Raw genomic sequence first — 20851 nt, forward strand, 5'->3', positions numbered from 1 at the left:
AACGAGTGTCTCTGATCGCTTCTGACCACTTCCGCATCGTTGTCGGCCTCGGCAAGAGCGGCATGTCCCTGGTTCGCTTCCTGGCGAACCGGGGCGTGTCGTTTGCTGTCGCCGATACGCGGGAAACTCCACCGGAACTGGCCACGCTCAAGCGTGACTATCCGCACGTGGAAGTGCGTTGTGGCGAGCTGGACGTCGAATTCCTGTGCCGTGCCGACGAGCTCTACGTGAGCCCCGGCCTGGCGCTGGCGACCCCGGCCCTGCAGGCTGCCGCCGCCCGTGGCGTGAAAATGTCCGGAGACATCGAGCTGTTCGCGCGTAACGCGAAAGCGCCGATTGTCGCCATTACCGGTTCCAACGCCAAAAGTACCGTCACCAGCCTGGTCGGCGAGATGGCGGCTGCGGCCGGCAAGCGTGTTGCCGTTGGTGGCAACCTCGGCACGCCGGCGCTGGATTTGCTCAGCGACGACATCGAGCTGTACGTGATGGAACTGTCGAGCTTCCAGCTCGAAACCACCGATCAGCTCAACGCCGAAGTGGCGACCGTGCTCAACATCAGTGAAGACCACATGGACCGCTACAGCGGTCTGCCGGCCTATCACTTGGCCAAGCACCGGATCTTCCGGGGCGCCAGGCAGTTTGTGGTCAACCGTCAGGACGCCCTGAGCCGTCCGCTGATGGGTGAAGGTCAGCCGTGCTGGACCTTCGGTTTGAACAAACCCGACTTCAAGGCCTTCGGCATTCGAGAAGAGAACGGCGAGAAATACCTGGCCTTCGAGTTCCAGAACCTGATGCCGGTACGCGAGCTGAAAGTTCGTGGTGCGCATAACCAGTCCAACGCCCTCGCGGCATTGGCGCTCGGCCACGCCGTCGGCCTGCCGTTCGACGCCATGCTTTCAGCCCTGCGCAATTTCGCCGGGCTCGAGCATCGCTGCCAGTGGGTCCGCGACCTTGATGGCGTGAGCTACTACAACGATTCCAAAGCCACCAACGTCGGCGCCGCATTGGCGGCCATCGAGGGCCTGGGGGCGGACATCGACGGCAAGCTTGTGCTGATCGCCGGTGGCGATGGCAAGGGCGCCGAATTCAAGGATTTGCATGATCCGGTGGCGGCCAACTGCCGCGCCGTCATTTTGATGGGCCGTGATTCCGACAAGATCGATGAGGCCATCGGCGATGCCGTGCCACTGATTCGCGTCGGCTCGCTGATCGAAGCGGTCGAGCAATGCCGCGCCATCGCCGAAAAGGGCGACGCGGTGCTGCTGTCGCCGGCCTGCGCCAGCTTCGACATGTTCAAGAACTATGAAGACCGTGGTCACCAGTTCGTCCGCGCCGTGGAGGATCTGGCATGAGCTTGAGAAACATCATCAAGCCGTATCCATCGCCGCTGATCACCGGGCGCGGTATCGACCTCGATTTCCCGATGCTCGCCGGTTGCCTGGCACTGCTCGGCCTGGGGCTGATCATGATTGCCTCGGCATCGACCGAGGTGGGGGCGGTGCAGTCGGGCAGCGCCCTGTACTACATGATTCGCCACCTTGTTTACGTTGTGCTGGGCCTGGGTGCCTGCGTCGTCACCATGATGATTCCGATTGCCACCTGGCAACGCTTGGGCTGGCTGATGTTGATTGGTGCATTCGGCTTGCTGGTGATGGTGATCATCCCGGGGATCGGCCGGGAAGTGAACGGTTCGATGCGCTGGATCGGCTTCAGTTTCTTCAACGTTCAGCCTTCCGAGATCGCCAAAGTGTTCGTGGTGATCTACCTCGCCGGTTATCTGGTGCGTCGCCAGAAAGAAGTGCGTGAAAGCTGGATGGGCTTCTTCAAGCCGTTCATCGTGCTGTTGCCAATGGCGGGTCTGTTGCTGATGGAGCCGGACTTTGGTGCCACCGTCGTGATGATGGGGGCAGCTGCGGCGATGCTGTTCCTCGGCGGGGTCGGGCTGTTCCGGTTTTCCCTGATGGTGGTCCTGGCCGTCGCGGCGGTGGTGTTGTTGATTCAGATGCAGCCGTATCGAATGGCGCGTCTGACCAACTTTGCCGATCCGTGGGCCGACCAGTTCGGTGCCGGCTATCAGCTCTCCCAGGCCTTGATCGCTTTCGGTCGCGGCGAATGGCTGGGCGTCGGCCTGGGCAACAGCGTGCAGAAACAGTTCTACCTGCCGGAAGCCCATACCGACTTCGTGTTTTCGGTGCTGGCTGAAGAGCTGGGGGCCGTGGGTTCCTTGTGCACGGTGGCGCTGTTCGTCTTCGTGTGTATTCGTGGCATGTACATCGGCCTGTGGGCCGAGAAAGCCAAACAGTTTTTTGCCGCCTACGTTGCTTACGGCTTGTCGTTCCTGTGGATCGGCCAGTTCCTGATCAACATCGGCGTGAACGTCGGCCTGTTGCCGACCAAAGGTCTGACCCTGCCATTCCTCAGTTATGGCGGCAGTTCGTTGGTGATCTGCTGTGCCTGTCTTGGCTTGTTGCTGCGCATCGAGTGGGAGAGTCGAACCCATTTGGGCAGCGAAGAAATGGAATTCCATGAGAGCGACTTCGCCGAGGAGCCGAACCATGGGCGCTAACGTACTGATCATGGCTGGCGGCACCGGGGGCCATGTGTTCCCGGCACTTTCCTGTGCGCGTGAGTTCCAGGCCCGCGGCTACACCGTGCACTGGCTCGGCACGCCCCGCGGGATCGAAAACGATCTGGTGCCGGCGGCCGGTATTGAATTGCATCGGATCCACGCCAGCGGTTTGCGCGGCAAGGGCAAATTGTCCCTGCTCAAGGCGCCGGTCATGTTGCTCAAGTCGATCTGGCAGGCGCGGGCGATCATTCGTCAGCTGCGGCCAGTCTGTGTGGTCGGCTTTGGTGGTTTTGTGACTGGCCCTGGCGGCGTTGCAGCCAGACTGGCCGGCGTGCCGGTCATCGTTCACGAGCAGAACGCCGTGGCCGGTACCGCCAATCGGTTGCTGGTGCCGTTGGCCGCCCGAGTCTGTGAAGCGTTCCCCGACACCTTTACCCTGTCGGACAGCCGTCGGACCACCGGTAACCCAGTGCGCACCGAGCTGTTCCTCGAAACACCGCGACCTGCCCTGGCCGGTCGCAAGGCGCGTTTGCTGATCCTGGGCGGAAGCCTGGGCGCAGAGCCGTTGAACAAGTTGCTGCCTGAAGCCCTGTCGCAAGTCGCCCCCGACCTGCGCCCGGACGTGTTCCATCAGGCCGGCAAAAACCACGATGAAGTGACTGCAGAGCGCTATCGCGCGGCTGGCGTCGAGGCGCAAGTGCAGCCATTCATCAAAGACATGGCCCAAGCCTATGGCTGGGCCGACCTGGTGGTGTGCCGCGCAGGAGCGCTGACCATCAGTGAACTGGCGGCCGCCGGTCTGCCCTCGATGCTGGTGCCTTTGCCCCACGCGATCGACGATCACCAGACCCGCAACGCCGATTATTTGGCCCGTGAAGGCGCTGCCTTCCTGATGCCGCAAAGAACGACTGGCGCAGCGGACCTTGCCGCTCGCCTGACAGAGGTCTTGATGCAACCGCAACGACTCAACGACATGGCCAGCGCGGCACGCCGCCTGGCCAAACCCGATGCCACTCGTAACGTGGTCGATACTTGCCTTGAGGTGGCCCATGGTTGAGAACAAGAAAGCCATGCCACAACCGGAAATGCGCCGTATCCGTCGTATCCACTTCGTCGGAATTGGCGGCGTGGGTATGTGCGGTATCGCCGAAGTGTTGCTGAACCTGGGCTATCAAGTGTCCGGTTCCGACCTGAAAGCTTCGCCGGTGACCGAGCGCCTGGAATCTTTTGGTGCGCATATTTTCATCGGCCACCGTGCCGAGAATGCCGCAGCCGCCGACGTGCTGGTGGTGTCGAGCGCCGTCAACACGTCCAACCCGGAAGTCGCGACCGCGCTGGAACGCCGGATTCCGGTGGTGCCGCGTGCCGAGATGCTCGCCGAGCTGATGCGCTACCGCCACGGCATCGCCGTCGCCGGTACCCACGGCAAAACCACCACCACCAGTCTGATCGCTTCGGTGTTCGCCGCCGGTGGCCTGGACCCGACGTTCGTCATCGGTGGCCGCCTGAATGCCGCGGGCACCAATGCTCAGCTTGGCACCAGCCGCTACCTGATCGCCGAAGCCGACGAAAGCGATGCCAGCTTCCTGCACTTGCAGCCGCTGGTGGCCGTGGTCACCAACATCGACGCCGACCACATGGCGACCTACGACGGCGACTTCAACAAGCTGAAGAAAACCTTCGTCGAGTTCCTGCACAACCTGCCGTTCTACGGTTTGGCGGTGGTGTGCCTGGACGATCCGGTGGTGCGTGAAATCCTCCCGCTGGTGAAGCGTCCGACGGTCACTTACGGCTTCGGCGATGACGCCGACGTACGCGCCATCAACGTACGCCAACAAGGCATGCAGACTTTCTTCACCGTGCTGCGCCCTGATCGCGAGCCGCTGGATGTCTCGGTGAACATGCCGGGCAACCACAACGTGTTGAACGCGCTGGCGACCATTTGCATCGCCACCGACGAAGGCGTCAGCGATGAAGCCATCGTCCAGGGCCTGTCCGGCTTCCAGGGTGTTGGCCGTCGCTTCCAGGTGTACGGCGAACTGCCGGTCGAAGGCGGCAACGTGATGCTGGTGGACGACTACGGTCACCACCCGACCGAAGTCGCGGCCGTGATCAAAGCCGTGCGCGGTGGCTGGCCGGAGCGCCGTCTGGTGATGGTCTACCAGCCGCACCGTTACAGCCGCACCCGCGACCTGTACGACGACTTCGTCAATGTGCTGGCCGACGCCAACGTGCTGCTGCTGATGGAAGTCTATCCGGCCGGCGAAGAGCCGATTCCGGGCGCCGACAGCCGCAAACTGTGCAACAGCATTCGTCAGCGCGGTCAGCTCGACCCGATCTACATCGAGCGCGGCATCGATCTCGCGCCGATCGTCAAGCCGCTGCTGCGTGCCGGCGACATTCTGCTGTGCCAGGGCGCCGGTGATATCGGCGGTCTCGCACCCAAACTGTTGAACAGTCCGTTGTTCGCCGGGGCCGTTGCCGCACCGGTAGAGGGGAAGTTGAAATGACTGCTGCTTACGCCAACCTCGTCTCCACTGTAGCGCCGAAGGATTTCGGTCGCGTTGCCGTGCTGTTCGGCGGCAAGAGTGCCGAGCGTGAAGTGTCCCTGAAGTCGGGTAACGCGGTGCTCGAAGCACTGCAAAGCGCCGGCGTGGACGCGTTCGGTATTGATGTAGGCGATGACCTGCTGCAACGCTTGCTGAACGAAAAAATCGACCGCGCCTTCATCATCCTCCACGGTCGTGGCGGTGAAGACGGCAGCATGCAGGGCCTGCTCGAATGCGCAGGAATTCCGTACACCGGCAGCGGCATTCTGGCCTCGGCACTGGCCATGGACAAACTGCGTACCAAGCAGGTCTGGCACAGTCTCGGCATTCCAACGCCACGCCACGCGGTACTGCGCTCCGAGGCCGATTGTATTTCGGCGGCCACGGAACTGGGCTTCCCGTTGATCGTCAAACCGGCCCATGAAGGTTCCAGTATCGGGATGGCCAAAGTGACGACCGCGCCCGAGTTGATCGAGGCATGGAAAGCGGCCAGTACCTACGATTCGCAAGTGTTGGTAGAGCAATGGATTCACGGTCCGGAGTTCACCATCGCCACCCTGCGTGACCAGGTGTTGCCACCGATTGCCCTGGGCACGACGCACAGTTTCTACGACTACGACGCCAAGTACATCGCCAACGATACCCAGTACCGCATTCCGTGCGGCCTGGACAGCGACAAAGAAAAGGAACTCATGGACCTCACGGCCAAAGCCTGTGAGGCGCTGGGTATCGCCGGTTGGGGCAGGGCGGACGTGATGCAGGACGCCGACGGGCAGTTCTGGTTCCTGGAAGTCAACACCGCACCGGGCATGACCGATCACAGTCTGGTGCCAATGGCGGCCCGTGCCGCCGGCCTGGATTTCCAGCAACTGGTTCTGGCGATTCTGGCCGCAAGCATCGAGCCACGAGGGTAAGACCATGCAAGGCGCACAGCTGAGACATCAGCCCTCCGCACCACCCGGCCGCAAGCCGGTGCCGCGGGGTGCCAGCCGAATGGTGGCCAAAGAGCCGATGTCCGTGCGCCTGCCGAAAGCCAACTTCGGCTTTCTGAAAAGCTTGTTCTGGCCCGTGCTGCTGGTGGCGTTGGGGTTCGGTACTTACGAAGGCGCACAGCGTTTGCTGCCGTACGCCGACCGGCCGATCACCAAAATCGCCGTGCAGGGCGACTTGAGTTACATCAGCCAGCAAGCGGTGCAGCAGCGGATCGCCCCGTACGTGGCGTCGAGCTTCTTCACCATCGACCTGGCGAGCATGCGCACCGAGCTGGAACAGATGCCATGGATTGCCCACGCCGAAGTGCGTCGGGTGTGGCCGGATCAGGTAGTGATTCGCCTGGAAGAACAACTGCCGGTGGCCCGTTGGGGCGATGAGTCGCTGTTGAACAACCAGGGACAGGCGTTCACCCCGCGCGAGCTGGCGAACTACGAACACTTGCCACAGCTGTTCGGCCCGCAGCGGGCCCAGCAGCAAGTGATGCAGCAATACCAGGTGCTGAGCCAGATGCTCAGGCCATTGGGCTTCTCGATTGCACGCCTGGAGTTGCGTGAACGAGGCAGCTGGTTCCTGACCACCGGCGCAGGCAGCGCGGGTCCCGGAATCGAACTGCTGCTGGGACGCGGCAACCTGGTGGAAAAGATGCGCCGCTTCATTGCCATCTATGACAAGACGCTCAAAGAGCAGATTACGAACATTGCGCGCATCGATCTGCGCTACGCCAACGGCCTTGCCGTTGGCTGGCGGGAACCTGTAGCGCCGACGACAGCCCAACCCGCTGTCGCAAAGAATTAAGAAGAGGCAGGACCCATGGCAAACGTGCAAAGCGGCAAAATGATCGTCGGTCTCGATATCGGCACCTCCAAGGTGGTGGCGCTGGTCGGCGAGGTCGCGGACGACGGCACGCTCGAAATCGTCGGGATCGGTACACATCCGTCCCGCGGCCTGAAAAAAGGCGTAGTGGTGAACATCGAGTCCACCGTCCAGTCGATCCAGCGCGCTATCGAAGAAGCGCAGCTGATGGCCGGTTGCCGGATCCACTCGGCGTTCGTCGGCGTGGCCGGCAATCACATCCGCAGCCTGAACTCCCACGGTATCGTGGCGATTCGTGATCGCGAAGTCAGCTCCGCCGACCTTGAACGCGTCCTCGACGCCGCCCAGGCTGTGGCAATCCCGGCTGACCAGCGCGTGCTGCACACCCTGCCGCAGGATTATGTGATCGATAACCAGGAAGGCGTGCGCGAGCCGCTGGGCATGTCCGGCGTGCGTCTGGAAGCCAAGGTTCACGTGGTCACCTGCGCCGTCAACGCCGCACAGAACATTGAAAAGTGCGTGCGTCGCTGCGGCCTGGAAATCGACGACATCATTCTCGAGCAACTGGCTTCGGCGTATTCGGTGCTGACCGACGACGAGAAAGAACTGGGCGTGTGCCTGGTGGACATCGGCGGCGGTACCACCGACATCGCGATCTTCACCGAAGGCGCGATCCGCCACACCGCAGTGATCCCGATTGCGGGCGACCAGGTGACCAACGACATCGCGATGGCGTTACGCACCCCGACCCAGTACGCCGAAGAAATCAAGATTCGCTATGCCTGCGCCCTGGCCAAACTGGCCGGTGCCGGCGAAACCATCAAGGTGCCGAGTGTCGGCGACCGTCCACCGCGCGAACTGTCCCGCCAGGCCCTGGCCGAAGTGGTCGAGCCGCGTTACGACGAGCTGTTCACCCTGATCCAGGCCGAACTGCGTCGCAGCGGCTATGAAGACCTGATCCCGGCCGGCATCGTGCTGACCGGCGGTACCTCGAAGATGGAAGGCGCGGTCGAACTGGCCGAAGAGATCTTCCACATGCCGGTTCGCCTGGGCGTGCCCCATGGCGTCAAGGGTCTGGACGACGTGGTCCGCAACCCGATCTATTCCACCGGCGTTGGCCTGTTGATGTACGGCCTGCAGAAGCAGTCCGACGGGATTTCGTTCTCGGGCATCGGCAGCCGCGACAGCTACAGCAATGACGAACCGAAAGCCGCTCTGCTCGATCGCATCAAGAGCTGGGTACAAGGCAATTTCTAAAGCTTTACCGCAACACCGCTTCAAAAGCAGTAGGCGAAAAAACTAGAGAATGTAAGGAGAGGGAAAATGTTCGAACTCGTAGACAACATCCCCGCAAGCCCGGTTATTAAAGTTATCGGTGTTGGCGGAGGCGGCGGCAACGCTGTCAATCACATGGTCAAGAGCAACATTGAAGGCGTTGAATTCATCTGCGCCAACACTGATGCCCAGGCGCTGAAAAGCATCAGCGCGCGCACCATTCTGCAACTGGGTACCAGCGTGACCAAAGGTCTGGGCGCTGGCGCCAACCCTGAAGTAGGTCGTCAGGCCGCTCTCGAAGACCGTGAGCGCATTGCCGAAGTCCTGCAGGGCACCAACATGGTGTTCATCACTACCGGCATGGGCGGCGGTACCGGTACCGGTGCAGCGCCAATCATTGCTGAAGTGGCCAAGGAAATGGGGATCCTCACCGTTGCGGTGGTGACCCGTCCGTTCCCGTTCGAAGGCCGCAAGCGCATGCAGCTCGCCGACGAAGGTATCCGTCTGCTGTCTGAAAGCGTCGACTCGTTGATCACCATTCCCAACGAGAAGCTGCTGACCATCCTCGGTAAAGACGCAAGCCTCTTGTCGGCTTTCGCCAAGGCCGACGATGTACTGGCCGGTGCCGTTCGCGGTATCTCCGACATCATCAAGCGTCCGGGCATGATCAACGTCGACTTCGCCGACGTACGTACCGTGATGAGCGAAATGGGCATGGCGATGATGGGCACTGGCTGCGCCAGCGGTCCGAACCGTGCACGTGAAGCGACCGAAGCGGCCATTCGCAACCCGCTGCTCGAAGACGTGAACCTGCAAGGTGCACGCGGCATCCTGGTGAACATCACCGCCGGTCCTGACCTGTCTCTGGGTGAGTACTCCGACGTGGGTAGCATCATCGAAGCTTTCGCTTCCGAGCACGCAATGGTCAAGGTCGGTACCGTTATCGATCCGGACATGCGCGACGAACTGCACGTGACCGTGGTTGCCACTGGTCTGGGCGCTAAAATCGAGAAGCCTGTGAAGGTCATCGACAATACCGTTCACACCTCGATGGCCTCCCAGCCACAACAACAAGCCCCTGTTCGTCAGGAACAGCCAGCGGTGAATTACCGTGACCTGGACCGTCCGACCGTCATGCGCAACCAGGCTCAGGCCGGTGCTGCGACTGCCGCGAAGATGAACCCGCAAGATGATCTGGACTACCTGGACATCCCGGCTTTCCTGCGTCGTCAGGCCGATTGATGAAATGTATCAGGGGTATTAGGGTGATTGGTGTTCAGCAAAGGTCTGGTCTGCTATCATCGCCAGCCTTTGTTGATACCAGTTCGCAATTTGCGCTGAAGCGGCCCATGCCATGATTAAACAACGCACCCTGAAGAATATTATCCGTGCCACAGGTGTCGGCCTGCACTCCGGGGAGAAGGTCTACCTGACCCTCAAGCCAGCGCCTGTCGACACCGGCATTGTGTTTTGTCGTGCTGACCTCGACCCTGTGGTGCAGATTCCTGCCCGCGCGGAAAACGTTGGCGAAACCACTATGTCGACCACGCTTGTTAACGGTGACGTCAAAGTGGACACGGTGGAGCACCTGCTCTCGGCCATGGCTGGCCTGGGCATCGATAACGCCTACGTCGAGCTCTCCGCGTCCGAAGTCCCGATCATGGATGGTAGCGCTGGACCCTTCGTATTCCTGATTCAATCGGCCGGCCTGGAAGAGCAGGACGCCGCCAAGAAGTTCATCCGGATCCTGCGGGAAGTGACAGTGGAAGACGGCGACAAGCGCGCCACTTTCGTCCCTTTCGAAGGTTTCAAAGTGAGCTTCGAGATCGATTTCGATCACCCGGTTTTCCGTGACCGCACACAAAGTGCAAGCGTGGATTTTTCCAGCACTTCGTTCGTAAAAGAAGTCAGCCGCGCGCGTACCTTTGGTTTCATGAGTGATATCGAGTACCTGCGCAAGCACAACCTCGCACTCGGCGGCAGCGTTGAAAACGCAATTGTGGTCGACGCGGATGGTGTACTGAACGAAGACGGCCTTCGCTATGAAGACGAATTCGTGAAGCACAAAATCCTCGATGCGATTGGTGACCTCTACCTGCTGGGCAATAGCCTGATTGGTGAGTTCAAGGGCTTCAAGTCCGGACACGCATTGAACAACCAGCTGCTGCGCAAGTTGATTGAGCAGACAGATGCTTGGGAAGTCGTGACGTTCGAAGACGCCAGCACCGCACCGATCTCTTACATGCGTCCTGTTGCGGCCGTGTAAGCAAAAAACCTCTCTAGTTTTTTAAAGGCTACCTTCGGGTGGCCTTTTTTTATGCCAGCGGGAACGATCAATCCGCAGCGACCACCCGGTTCCGCCCGTTTTCCTTGGCCTGATACAGCGCCTTGTCCGCTGCAAACAGCAACTGTTCCAGGCTGATGTCGGTTGCTGTCGTCCAGGTACTGATACCAATACTGACAGTAATCGGTGACACATCACCTCCCACCAACGGCAATTGCTCCACCGCCATACGGATTTTTTCGGCAATCTGTCGGGCTCCGGCGCTGTCGGTTTCAGCCAGGATCACTGAAAACTCCTCGCCACCATACCGGGCGACCAGGTCCGCCGGCCGTCGAACATGGGTGTCGATCACCTTGGCCACCGAGCGCAAGGCATCGTCGCCCCCTCGGTGGCCGTGGCGATCATTGAACGCCTTGAAGTGATCGATATCGATCATCAACAGCGACAACGGCTGACCGGAACGCTGGGCACGAAACCATTCATGGTGCAGAGCCTGATCCAGGCTTCGGCGATTGGCCAGACCGGTCAAGGGGTCGGTGGCGGCCAGTTGTGCCAGTTCCTGCTCGGCGCTTTGGCGTCGACGCAGCTCCCGGCAGAGCAACCAGGTCAGCCACAGCAGGCTCACGCACAGGGCAACGGTCGCAGAAGTGACTACCACCGCGGTGCGCTTCCAGGCCGCAAAGACTTCATCGCTGGACAGCGCAACGATGACGATCAACGGCAAATTCCCGACCTTGGAGAAGGTGTACAAGCGCTCATCGTTGTATCGACTGGACATGCCGGTGAAGCTGCCGTTGCCTTCTTTGACGATGCGCTGGAAATTGGGGCGGTTGCTGAAATCCTTGCCGATCAGCTCTTCGGCCAGGTGGGGTTGGTGGGCCAGGAGAATCCCGTCCTTGCTGATCAGGCTGACCGTACTGTCGCGGCCGATGCTCAAGCTGTTGAACAACTGATCGAAGTAGCTCAAATGCATGGCGGCCTCGGCCACGCCGAGGAACTCACCCTGGGTGCCGTTCACCCGGCGGCTGAAACTGATCCGCCAATCCTGTTCCGGCGGCCGGGCCTTGAAAGGGCGACTGATGAACATGCCCGGGTCCGGATTGTTGATGTGGGCCTGGAAGTATTCGCGATCGGCAAAGTTGCCCTTTCTGGGCTCCACCGAGGCCGAGTCGGCGATCACATAGCCCTTGTTGTCGAGCAACAAGATGTTGCCCTTGTACGGCGCGGCAGTGGCGCGGTCGAAATAGGCCAGGTGACGAATGGCCGGGGAAACGCTCTTGAGGTCTTCCCGCTGGGAGGCAGCGATCAAACCCAGCAGGGACACGTCATAGAGTTCGACATTGCGCAGCACGTCGGCGTCGATCAATTGCACGATATTGTTGGCGGCGCGAGCGGCGGACAATTTGGCATTGGCGTGTTCGCGGATCAGCAGGAACGCGACGATGCTCAGTATTGCGATCACCAACAACACACTACTGAGAACCAGAAGCCGCTCCGAGCGTGTCGAACGGATCGGATCACCGGATTTCGCACTGTTCACACTCATGGTTCTGACTTCTGCAAATAAGGCGTTATGAAAGTGCTTTTACAAGAATCGGGCAGAGTCCCAGAAACCGGTCGCGTCCTGCGCGCCTATATAAATCCCGGATAATAAAAAGGCCAGCAAAACATGCTGGCCTTTTGCTAATTGAAGCTTAGAAGACATTCACCGGGTAGTCGACAATTACCCGGTATTCATCCGTGTCCTGATCCAGCGCACCGTAACCGTTGCCGCCACGGTTAGACGCCCATTGCAGACGCATCGCCAGGTCTTTGGCCTTGCTACCCTGGACCACGTACTTGAGCTCGATGTCTCGTTCCCGATGCCTGGCGTTTCTGCCGTCGGCGCTGTACCACGAGGCGTAACCGCGGCTGTCCGGATCGACCTTGGTCAGGTCCAGTTCACCCCGTGAGTAGGACACCGCCGAGGTCAGGCCGGGCATGTCGAGGCCAGCAAAGTCGTAGGCGTACTTGAGTTTCCACGAGCGCTCATTCGGACCGTTGAAGTCCGAATACTGCTGGGAGTTGTCGAGATAAATGCTGTCGCCCTGGCTGATGTAATCGAACGGCGTGTTGCCGTTGACCCGCTGGTAGGCGGCGGTGACGCTGTGATGGCCCACGTCGACGGTGAAATGCAGGCTGTAGGTGTTGTTGTCGATGTTGCCCAGCAGTGCATCGCCGGTGTCTTGCGTGTGATAGAAGTGCAGGCCCGGGTTGAGGCTGACCAAGTCATTCAGCGAATAGGTGTAGTCCAGGTCGTAGTAGTACTGGTTCCAGATGTCCTTGAGTTCGGCCGCATACAGGCTGCTGGTCAGGCCCGGCAGGCCGCTCCAGGCCACGCCGGCCCAATTCAAATGCCGGCTTTCATCGCCATCGGCCAGGCTGCCATAGGACGTGCCGATGCGGGTGTGGCCGCTCTGGTTGTAGAGTTTGGTGAAGCTGGCCTGACCGCCCTCGATCATCAACCCGTCGACACTGTGGTTGGTCAGGCTGACGCCGCGAAAGGTCTGCGGCAGCATGCGGGTTTCGCCACCGGCGATCACCGGGTTGGCAAGGAACAGGTCGCCGGCCTTCAATTCGGTATCGAAGGCACGCATTTTCAGGGTGCCGCCAGCGGTGGAAAACGAGCCCGGTGCCTTGCCGTTGCCATCGCTGATCGGCAGGATGCTCGACCCGTCGGTGCCACCACCGCCGTCGAGCTTGAGCCCGAGCATCGCGTGGGCATCAACGCCGAAACCGATGGTGCCCTGGCTGAATCCCGATTCGAAGCGGCCAAGAAAGCCCTGACCCCACTCGATGTTGTCATCAGCCTTTTGCAGGCGATTGCGGTTCATGTAGTAGTTGCGGGCATTGAGGTTGAGGCTCGCCCCATCGACAAAGCCTTCGCGGCTGGATTCGTCGTCGGCCTGCGCGTTGTTGGCCATCGTTGCAGTGATTGCAATGAACAGCGGACTGAATCTGAGAGGGAAACGCACGTGCGGTAAAGCTCCTTGGGTCAACTAAGTACTTCATTGTTTTGAAGTGCGGATGTTTGTTGTCAGGGAAGATGAACTGAAGGGGTTGAAAACCACCACGAAAAAAAGCCGCTGATAGCAGCGGCTTTGAAGACAACTTTTCAAAGGGAAGAGCCGATGAAAAGTGTCGAGGGAAACAGAGCGATACGTATGGATCAGCTGTCTTTCTCAACCCGTGGCAGGGCTTGAGTGCTCGACGCTTGAGGGGTTTGCGCAGCCTCTTGGGCCTTGGCTGTCAGTTCGTTTTGATACTGTTCGTAGGCCTTGGCGCGTTCGGCATTTTGTGCGACGAATGTCTGCGACTCTTCAGCCATGGCGAACGGAGACAGGAACAGGGACGACAAAACGAAAGCGCTGGCAATACCCATACTGTTGGACATCTTTTGAACCTTCTTGCTTGGCAAGTGCTGTTTGATGGGGCAACGATAAGGGGCTTGGGCGAGGGGAAAAAGAGTGGATTGCATAAAGGACTGTTGCGCTAAAAGTAACAGTCCTTGAGCGCAGAAGGACGTCCTGTGGCGAGGGGGCTTGCCCCCGTTCGGCTGCGAAGCAGTCGTAAAACCGGTTTGTGTGGTGTGTATGACGAAATGCGGTTGGATGTTTCAGGGGCCGCTTCGCAGCCCAACGGGGCGATGCGGCGCTCCGACAAGCCCCCTCGCCACAGGGTTCCGTCCTATCAGACTGGAAGGTGAATGCCGAAGGTATTCATCCCATGATCAGTGCGCACAAACACATCCCCGCCATGCATCAGCGCAATCGCCTTGACGATCGCCAACCCCAGGCCATGGTTGTTGCCACTGTTACTGCGTGACGCATCGACCCGGTAGAAGCGTTCGAACAGGCGCGGCAGATGGTCACTGGCAATCGGCGACCCCGGGTTGGCGACGCCGATGCTCACTTGGTGCTCCTCGACTTCGATCCGCACCTGAATCACTTGCCCAGGCGCGGTGTGCTGCACCGCGTTGCTCAGCAGGTTGATCAACGCCCGGCGCAGATGTGCGATCTCGATTCGCACCTGCGCATCGCCACTGACCTCGACCTGAACCTGCGCATCCTCAAGAATGAAATCCAGATATTCCAGCGTCGTCGCCACTTCATCAGCCAGTGAGGTGGACGTCAGTTGGGTGGCCTTGCTGCCTTGGTCGGCGCTGGCGAGGAACAGCATGTCGTTGATGATCGAGCGCAGCCGCTCCAGCTCTTCGAGGTTCGATTGCAGCACTTCGAAATAGTGTTCGGCGGAGCGCCCGCGTGTCAGTGCAACCTGGGTCTGACCGATCAGGTTGGTCAGCGGCGAGCGCAGTTCATGGGCCACATCGGCATTGAACGATTCCAGCCGCGAGTAGGCCTGTTCCACCCGTTCCAGGGTGGCGTTGAACGAACTGACGAACTGATCGAGCTCCGGGGGCAATGGCGATAATTGCAGGCGCCCGGACAGCCTCGGTGGTGCCAGGCGCTGGGCTTCCTGCGACAACTTGATCAGCGGTTTGAGGCCGATCCGCGCCACCCAATAACCGAGTAGCGAGGCCAGCAATACCCCAATGATCGCCAGGCTGATCAGGGCGATCAGCAAGTGGTGCTGCGTCTCGTAAAAGGTTTCGGTGTCGATGCCGATCATGAAGCGCAGCGGTGGGCGCTGGTCCTTGGCCGGCAACTCGGTTAGCAGCACTTTCAGCGGGTACGGATGGTCGGGCAATTCCATGTCGCGCATGCCCAATGGGCCTTGGGCGAACGCGCGGATCGACGCGTCGGGTTGGCCGTATTCATAACCGGGATTACCGCTGACCACCCAAAAGCGAATGCGCTTGTCTTCTTCGCTCAGCAGTTTGAGCTTGGCGTTGATCTTCACCCAATGCTCGGGCGTGCCGTAACGGTTGAGCGCCGATTCGAGCACGCTATAGCGGGCATCGAGCTCGGCTTCGGGCAGCAGGCCCAAACCCTTGTCGACCTGTTGATACAGCGCGCCGCCGATCAACAGAAACACCAGCAGCGCCACCAGCGTAAACATCCCGCTCAGGCGCAGCGCGATGGAATTACTGGACACCACGGCTCTCCAGCACATAACCCATGCCCCGAATGGTGTGCAGCAATTTCTCGTCGAACGGCCCGTCGAGCTTGGCCCGCAGGCGTTTGATCGCGACTTCGACCACGTTGGCGTCGCTGTCGAAATTAATGTCCCAGACCATCTCGGCGATGGCGGTTTTCGAGAGGATTTCACCCTGTCTGCGCGCCAACACACTCAACAGTGAGAACTCCTTGGCGGTCAGGTCCAGGCGGGTGCCGGCGCGGGTGGCTTTGCGGCTGATCAAATCTATCCACAGGTCGGCGATGCTCACCTGCACCGGCTCGTGGCCACCGCTGCGACGGGTCAGCGCTTGCAGGCGCGCCACCAGTTCGAGGAAGGAAAACGGTTTGCCGAGGTAATCGTCGGCGCCATCGCGCAGGCCTTTGATGCGGTCTTCCACCCGCTCGCGGGCGGTGAGCATGATCACCGGGGTTTGCTTGCGCGCACGCAATGCGCGCAGCACGCCGAAACCGTCGAGGCCCGGCAGCATGACGTCGAGGACAATCACCGCGTAGTCATTTTCCAGCGCCAGGTGCAGGCCTTCGACGCCATCGCGGGCCACGTCCACGGTGTAACCCTGTTCCGTCAGACCGCGGTGCAGATAATCCGCGGTTTTTTCCTCGTCTTCGATAATCAGAACGCGCATGACCCCGCCTCAGTCTGTGGTCGCCAGCACCGGCTGCTGTGCTGGTGTGGGTCTATGGAATATCCGCTCAAGCCACAAGTATATGACCGGCGTAGTGAACAGCGTCAGCGCCTGACTCACCAGCAAACCGCCGACCACCGCGATGCCCAATGGCTGGCGCAGTTCGGCGCCGGTGCCGTAGCCGATCATCAACGGCAAGGCGCCGAGCAGGGCGGCAAGCGTGGTCATGATGATCGGCCGGAACCGTGTGAGGCAGGCCTCATGGATTGCCTCCAGCGGTGGCAGGCCACGGTTGCGCTGGGCATCCAGCGCGAAGTCGATCATCAGGATACCGTTCTTCTTGACGATACCGATCAGCAGCACCAGCCCGATCAGCGCCATGATCGAAAAGTCCTGGCCGCAGATCCACAGCATGATCACCGCCCCGAGCCCCGCCGAAGGCAGGGTCGAAATGATCGTCAGTGGATGCACGAAGCTTTCGTACAGCACGCCGAGAATGATGTACACCGCCACCAACGCCGCCAGAATCAACCACGGCTGGCTGGCCAGCGAACTCTGGAACGCCTGGGCCGCGCCCTGGAAGTTACCGCTGATGGCGGCCGGCATACCGATGTCAGCCTTGGCCTGGTTGAGCATGATCACCGCATCACCCAACGCCACGCCGGAAGCCAGGTTGAATGACAGGTTGGCCGCCGGGAACATTCCGTCGTGAGCGATGGACAACGGGCCGATGGTCGGCGCATCGAATTTCGCCAGGGCCGACAGCGGCACCATTTCCCCACTCAGCGGCGAGCGCAGGTAGAAATAGTTGAGGCTTTCGGCCTTGCCGCGCTGTTTGGTGTCCAGTTCCAGAATCACGTTGTACTGGTTGGTCTGGGTCTGGAATTCATTGATCTGCCGCTGGCCGAAGGCGTCGTACAGCGCTTCGTCGACATCGCTGGCGGTCAGGCCGAAACGTGCCGCCGCGCTGCGGTCGATGCTGATGTGGGTGATGCTGCCGCCCAGTTGCAAGTCGTTGGAAATGTCGCGGAACGCCGGGTTGCTGCGCAGTTTTTCCGTCAGGCGCTGGGTCCAGGTACTCAGGAGGGCACCGTCGTTGCTCTTGAGCACGTATTGGTACTGGGCGCGGCTCGGGCCGGAACTGAGGTTGATGTCTTGCCCGGCGCGCAGGTACAGCACGATGCCCGGGACTTTCATCAGTTGCGGGCGAATCCGGTCGATGAACTGGCTGGCGGACACATCGCGGTCGCCACGCTTTTTCAGCGAAATCCAGAAGCGGCCGTTGGCGATGGTCTGGTTGCTGCCCGAAACGCCGACCGAGTGCGAGAACGTCTCGACGGCGGGGTCGGCGGCGACGATTTCGGCCATCGCCAAGTGTTTTTTCACCATGTCGCCGTAGGAAATATCTGCAGCTGCTTCGGTGGTGCCGAGGACGAATCCGGTGTCCTGTACCGGGAAGAAGCCTTTGGGGATGAAAATGTAACCGGCAATGGCCAGCCCCAGCGACAGGCCGAACACACCGATCATCAATGTCTGATGGGCGAGGGCGCGGCGCAGGCCTTTGTCGTACAGCGCCAGCAAGCGCTCGCCGAAACCTGGTTTGCTGTGGGCATGATGCGCCGGTGCGCGCATGAACAGCGCGGCCAGCGTCGGTGCCAGGGTCAGGGACACCACCACCGAAATCAGGATGGTCGAGGTCGCGGTCAAGGCGAACTCCTTGAACAGCCGCCCGACCACGCCGCCCATGAACAGCAGCGGAATGAACGCCGCCACCAGCGAGAAACTGATCGAGACCACGGTAAAACCGATCTCGCCGGCGCCTTTGATCGCCGCCTCGCGCATGCCGTCGCCGGCCTCCAGGTGCCGGTGAATGTTTTCCACTACCACAATCGCATCGTCGACCACAAACCCGACGGACACCACGATCGCCACCAGCGTCAGGTTATTCAGGCTGAAGCCCATGATGTACATCAGGGCGAAACTGGCAGTCAGCGACACACCGAGCACCGCTGTCACGATCAGGGTCGCCGACAGTTGCCGCAGGAACAGCGCCATCACCGCCACCACCAGCAGGATCGCGATCAGCAGGGTGACTTCCACTTCATGCAGCGAGGCGCGGATGGTCTGGGTGCGGTCGATCAACACCTTGACCTGCACCGAAGCCGGCAACATGGCATTCAGTGTCGGCAGGGCCGCTTGAATTCGATCAACGGTCTCGACGATGTTGGCGCTCGGTTGCCGGAAAATCACCAGGTTCACCCCCGGCTGGCCGTCAGCCCAGGCCTGGATGTAGGCATCTTCTGAACCGTTGACCACTTTGGCCACGTCCTTGAGATGAACTGGGGCACCGTTCTTGTAGGAAACGATGAGTTGGCTGTAATCCTCGGGGTGGAACAACTGGTCGTTGGTGGACAGGGTCGAGATGCTCGACTCGCCGTACAACGCACCTTTGGCCTGGTTGAGGCTGGTTTTCTGGATCGCCAGGCGAATGTCCGCCAGGGTCAGGCCAATGGCGGCGAGTTTGTCCGCCGAGGCCTGCACGCGAATCGCCGGACGTTGCTGACCGGTGATGTTCACTTGGCCTACACCGTCGATCTGGCTGATCTGACGGGCGAGCAGGGTTTCTACCAGATCGCTGAGTTCGGTGCCGGGCATTTGCGGTGAATTGATGCTGAGAATCAGCACCGGACTGTCAGCCGGGTTGACCTTGCGCCAGGTTGGCAGGTTGGGCATATCTTTGGGCAGTTTGCCGGCGGCGGTGTTGATCGCGGCCTGGACCTCTTGGGCGGCGGTGTCGATGCTTTTGTCGAGGGTGAATTGCAGGGTCAGGATGGTCGAGCCCAGGGCGCTGCTCGAGGTCATCTGGGTCACGCCGGGGATGGCGCTGAATTGCACTTCAAGCGGCGTGGCCACCGATGAGGCCATGGTCTCCGGGTTGGCGCCGGGCAGTTGCGCGGCCACCTGAATGGTCGGGAATTCCGCTTCCGGCAGTGGCGCAATCGACAGTCGCGGGAAGGCGATGACGCCGAGCAATATAAGGGCAAAGGTCAGCAGGACCGTCGCCACCGGATGATCGATGCACCACGCGGAAATGGAACCGTGGCCCTTCATGGTTTTGGCTCCGATTGGACCACTTGCGGTGGCTCGCTCAGTACCTGAACCGTCGAGCCGGGCTTGAGCCTCGATTGGCCGTCGCTGACCAGCACGTCGCCCGGTTTAACGCCTTTGATAATGTCCTGGCCGCTGCCTTGATAGACCATTTGCACCTGCACGGCTTCGACCTTGTCGCCGTTGACCCTGTACACGAAATGTTGATCGAGCCCGCGTTGTACGACCGTGGGCGGCACCACCAGCGCATTTTTATCCAGCGCCGTCTGAATCTTTACCGTCACCAGCAGGCCCGGCCAGAGTTTCTGTGCGGGGTTGGCGAATTCGGCCTTGGCGCGGATGGTGCCGGTGTTGGCGTTGATCTGGTTGTCGATCAGGGTCAGGTGACCTTCGCCCAGCAGGTTGCCGGTTTCACCGTCAGTGTCGGCGCCGATGTAAGCCTTGACCGGTGCTTGCTGTGGATTGTTGATCAGGCCTTGCAGGGTCGGCAGCATTTGCTGCGGCAGGGAAAACTCCACGGCGATCGGGTCGATCTGGGTCACCGTGAACAGACCTTGGGTGTCGGTCATGCGCAGGAAGTTGCCTTCATCGACTGTGCGAATACCAACGCGACCGGTGACTGGCGAGCGAATCTGTGTGTAGGAAAGCTGCACCAGAGCGGCGTCGATGGATGCCTGATTGCCTTGGGCGGTGGCTTTGAGTTGGTTGACCAGGGCTTGTTGCTGGTCGTAGGTCTGCTTGGACACGCCGTCGTCGACCCTCAGCAATTTGTAGCGCTTGAGGTTGACCTGGGCCACTTGCAGTTGCGCCTGGCTTTCGCCCAGTTGCGCCCGGGCCTGGTCGAGGCTGGCGCGGATCGAGCGGTCATCGAGGGTGGCCAGCAGGTCACCCTGGTTCACCAGTTGGCCTTCCTTGACCAGCAGTTTGGTGAGGATGCCGTCGATTTGCGGGCGCACGACCACGCTGTGCAAGGACAACACCGAGCCGATGCCGCTGACGTAGCGGGGCACATCTTTTTCGACGACGCTGACCACCCGCACGGGAATGGCGGTGGGGGCGACCAGTTTGGTGGTGGCGGGTTTGGTGGCGTACCAAACGCCCGTCGCTGCCAGGGCGATCAGAAGGGCGGCGAGCAGGGCGGTTTTTTTCTGAATTCGCATGCGAGTGGGGCGCCGGGCTGAGTGGTCTGGTTTTGTCAGGTTTATACCTTCCTTTATAAACCTGTTCGCCGGTCAGGAGCGTGACTGGTAACTGACGGCGCTGTCAGTTTGGACCTCCTTTGGTTGTTGCTGATTCCTTTGGTCTTGGCGGCCTTTGGGCCGACCATGTTCTTGTGGGTGGTGTACATATCCGTTGCTGCGGTAACGGCGGCTTATGGTTTCGCCCTTACGGCGAGTCCCTTTTGGCAAACGCCCCAAAAGGAACCAAAAGGTCTCGCCGGTATGACTCACCCACATAGGTAACAAAACAGTTCAAGCACATAGGTAACAGTTTTTAAC

16 protein-coding genes are annotated in these 20851 nt (G+C 60.5%); 9 read left to right on the forward strand and 7 right to left on the reverse strand.

Annotated features, from left to right (window positions below; translation table 11 throughout):
* The first annotated feature begins 5 nt into the window (after positions 1-5).
* The 9 genes from murD (at position 6) to lpxC (ending at position 10465) form a co-directional block, all read left to right on the forward strand.
* Positions 6-1352, forward strand: coding sequence for a UDP-N-acetylmuramoyl-L-alanine--D-glutamate ligase (gene murD / locus AC07VO_RS29045; RefSeq protein WP_086946157.1), 1347 nt, complete (start codon positions 6-8; stop codon positions 1350-1352).
* Entirely contained in the window at positions 1349-2566 is a 1218-nt protein-coding gene (ftsW, locus tag AC07VO_RS29050) for a putative lipid II flippase FtsW (RefSeq protein WP_064616204.1), read from the forward strand. The genes murD and ftsW overlap by 4 nt, the downstream gene beginning before the upstream one ends.
* Positions 2556-3626, forward strand: a complete 1071-nt coding sequence (gene murG, locus AC07VO_RS29055) for an undecaprenyldiphospho-muramoylpentapeptide beta-N-acetylglucosaminyltransferase (protein WP_018930134.1) — start codon at positions 2556-2558, stop codon at positions 3624-3626. Before ftsW ends, murG begins: the two co-directional genes overlap by 11 nt.
* Positions 3619-5079, forward strand: a complete 1461-nt coding sequence (gene murC / locus AC07VO_RS29060) for a UDP-N-acetylmuramate--L-alanine ligase (RefSeq protein WP_018930135.1) — start codon at positions 3619-3621, stop codon at positions 5077-5079. The genes murG and murC overlap by 8 nt, the downstream gene beginning before the upstream one ends.
* On the forward strand, positions 5076-6032 hold the full coding sequence (locus tag AC07VO_RS29065) for a D-alanine--D-alanine ligase (protein ID WP_086946156.1): 957 nt from the start codon (positions 5076-5078) through the stop codon (positions 6030-6032). Before murC ends, AC07VO_RS29065 begins: the two co-directional genes overlap by 4 nt.
* A gap of 4 nt (positions 6033-6036) precedes the next feature.
* Positions 6037-6906 carry a cell division protein FtsQ/DivIB gene (locus tag AC07VO_RS29070; protein ID WP_007939848.1) on the forward strand — a complete coding sequence of 290 codons (870 nt, stop codon included), beginning with the start codon at positions 6037-6039 and terminating at the stop codon, positions 6904-6906.
* A gap of 15 nt (positions 6907-6921) precedes the next feature.
* Positions 6922-8181: a cell division protein FtsA gene (gene ftsA / locus AC07VO_RS29075; RefSeq protein ID WP_007939849.1), complete on the forward strand. Its 1260-nt coding sequence runs from the start codon at positions 6922-6924 to the stop codon at positions 8179-8181.
* Between the two features lie 66 nt (positions 8182-8247).
* Complete coding sequence (ftsZ, locus tag AC07VO_RS29080; protein ID WP_007939850.1) at positions 8248-9441, forward strand: cell division protein FtsZ; 1194 nt, start codon at positions 8248-8250, stop codon at positions 9439-9441.
* Positions 9442-9553: 112 nt separating this feature from the next.
* Positions 9554-10465 carry a UDP-3-O-acyl-N-acetylglucosamine deacetylase gene (gene lpxC / locus AC07VO_RS29085; RefSeq protein ID WP_007939852.1) on the forward strand — a complete coding sequence of 304 codons (912 nt, stop codon included), beginning with the start codon at positions 9554-9556 and terminating at the stop codon, positions 10463-10465.
* Between the two features lie 67 nt (positions 10466-10532).
* On the opposite strand, the gene AC07VO_RS29090 is transcribed toward lpxC, so the two are convergent.
* From AC07VO_RS29090 to AC07VO_RS29120, 7 genes are all read right to left on the reverse strand, one after another.
* Positions 10533-12029, reverse strand: a complete 1497-nt coding sequence (locus AC07VO_RS29090) for a sensor domain-containing diguanylate cyclase (protein WP_028939844.1) — start codon at positions 12027-12029, stop codon at positions 10533-10535.
* 148 nt (positions 12030-12177) lie between these two features.
* A complete protein-coding gene (locus AC07VO_RS29095) occupies positions 12178-13497 on the reverse strand; it encodes an OprD family porin (RefSeq protein WP_086946155.1) in 1320 nt (439 codons plus the stop codon).
* A gap of 194 nt (positions 13498-13691) precedes the next feature.
* Positions 13692-13916: a hypothetical protein gene (locus AC07VO_RS29100; RefSeq protein ID WP_019020950.1), complete on the reverse strand. Its 225-nt coding sequence runs from the start codon at positions 13914-13916 to the stop codon at positions 13692-13694.
* A gap of 296 nt (positions 13917-14212) precedes the next feature.
* Complete coding sequence (locus AC07VO_RS29105) at positions 14213-15577, reverse strand: heavy metal sensor histidine kinase (RefSeq protein WP_495007727.1); 1365 nt, start codon at positions 15575-15577, stop codon at positions 14213-14215.
* Positions 15567-16244 carry a heavy metal response regulator transcription factor gene (locus tag AC07VO_RS29110; RefSeq protein ID WP_018930141.1) on the reverse strand — a complete coding sequence of 226 codons (678 nt, stop codon included), beginning with the start codon at positions 16242-16244 and terminating at the stop codon, positions 15567-15569. Before AC07VO_RS29110 ends, AC07VO_RS29105 begins: the two co-directional genes overlap by 11 nt.
* Positions 16245-16253: 9 nt before the next feature.
* A complete protein-coding gene (locus tag AC07VO_RS29115) occupies positions 16254-19355 on the reverse strand; it encodes a multidrug efflux RND transporter permease subunit (protein ID WP_018930142.1) in 3102 nt (1033 codons plus the stop codon).
* Positions 19352-20512: an efflux RND transporter periplasmic adaptor subunit gene (locus tag AC07VO_RS29120; protein ID WP_086946154.1), complete on the reverse strand. Its 1161-nt coding sequence runs from the start codon at positions 20510-20512 to the stop codon at positions 19352-19354. The genes AC07VO_RS29115 and AC07VO_RS29120 overlap by 4 nt, the downstream gene beginning before the upstream one ends.
* Positions 20513-20851: the final 339 nt, after the last annotated feature.

This window comes from Pseudomonas sp. GW821-FHT03E01 (assembly GCF_059420765.1).

Coding starts and splice junctions, on each gene's coding strand:
- lpxC (WP_007939852.1), top strand. CDS start 9,554: ATGATTAAACAACGCACCCTGAAGAATATTATCCGTGCCACAGGTGTC.
- AC07VO_RS29100 (WP_019020950.1), bottom strand. CDS start 13,916: ATGTCCAACAGTATGGGTATTGCCAGCGCTTTCGTTTTGTCGTCCCTG.
- ftsW (WP_064616204.1), top strand. CDS start 1,349: ATGAGCTTGAGAAACATCATCAAGCCGTATCCATCGCCGCTGATCACC.
- AC07VO_RS29065 (WP_086946156.1), top strand. CDS start 5,076: ATGACTGCTGCTTACGCCAACCTCGTCTCCACTGTAGCGCCGAAGGAT.
- AC07VO_RS29070 (WP_007939848.1), top strand. CDS start 6,037: ATGCAAGGCGCACAGCTGAGACATCAGCCCTCCGCACCACCCGGCCGC.
- AC07VO_RS29115 (WP_018930142.1), bottom strand. CDS start 19,355: ATGAAGGGCCACGGTTCCATTTCCGCGTGGTGCATCGATCATCCGGTG.
- murC (WP_018930135.1), top strand. CDS start 3,619: ATGGTTGAGAACAAGAAAGCCATGCCACAACCGGAAATGCGCCGTATC.
- ftsA (WP_007939849.1), top strand. CDS start 6,922: ATGGCAAACGTGCAAAGCGGCAAAATGATCGTCGGTCTCGATATCGGC.
- murG (WP_018930134.1), top strand. CDS start 2,556: ATGGGCGCTAACGTACTGATCATGGCTGGCGGCACCGGGGGCCATGTG.
- AC07VO_RS29120 (WP_086946154.1), bottom strand. CDS start 20,512: ATGCGAATTCAGAAAAAAACCGCCCTGCTCGCCGCCCTTCTGATCGCC.
- ftsZ (WP_007939850.1), top strand. CDS start 8,248: ATGTTCGAACTCGTAGACAACATCCCCGCAAGCCCGGTTATTAAAGTT.
- AC07VO_RS29090 (WP_028939844.1), bottom strand. CDS start 12,029: ATGAGTGTGAACAGTGCGAAATCCGGTGATCCGATCCGTTCGACACGC.
- AC07VO_RS29110 (WP_018930141.1), bottom strand. CDS start 16,244: ATGCGCGTTCTGATTATCGAAGACGAGGAAAAAACCGCGGATTATCTG.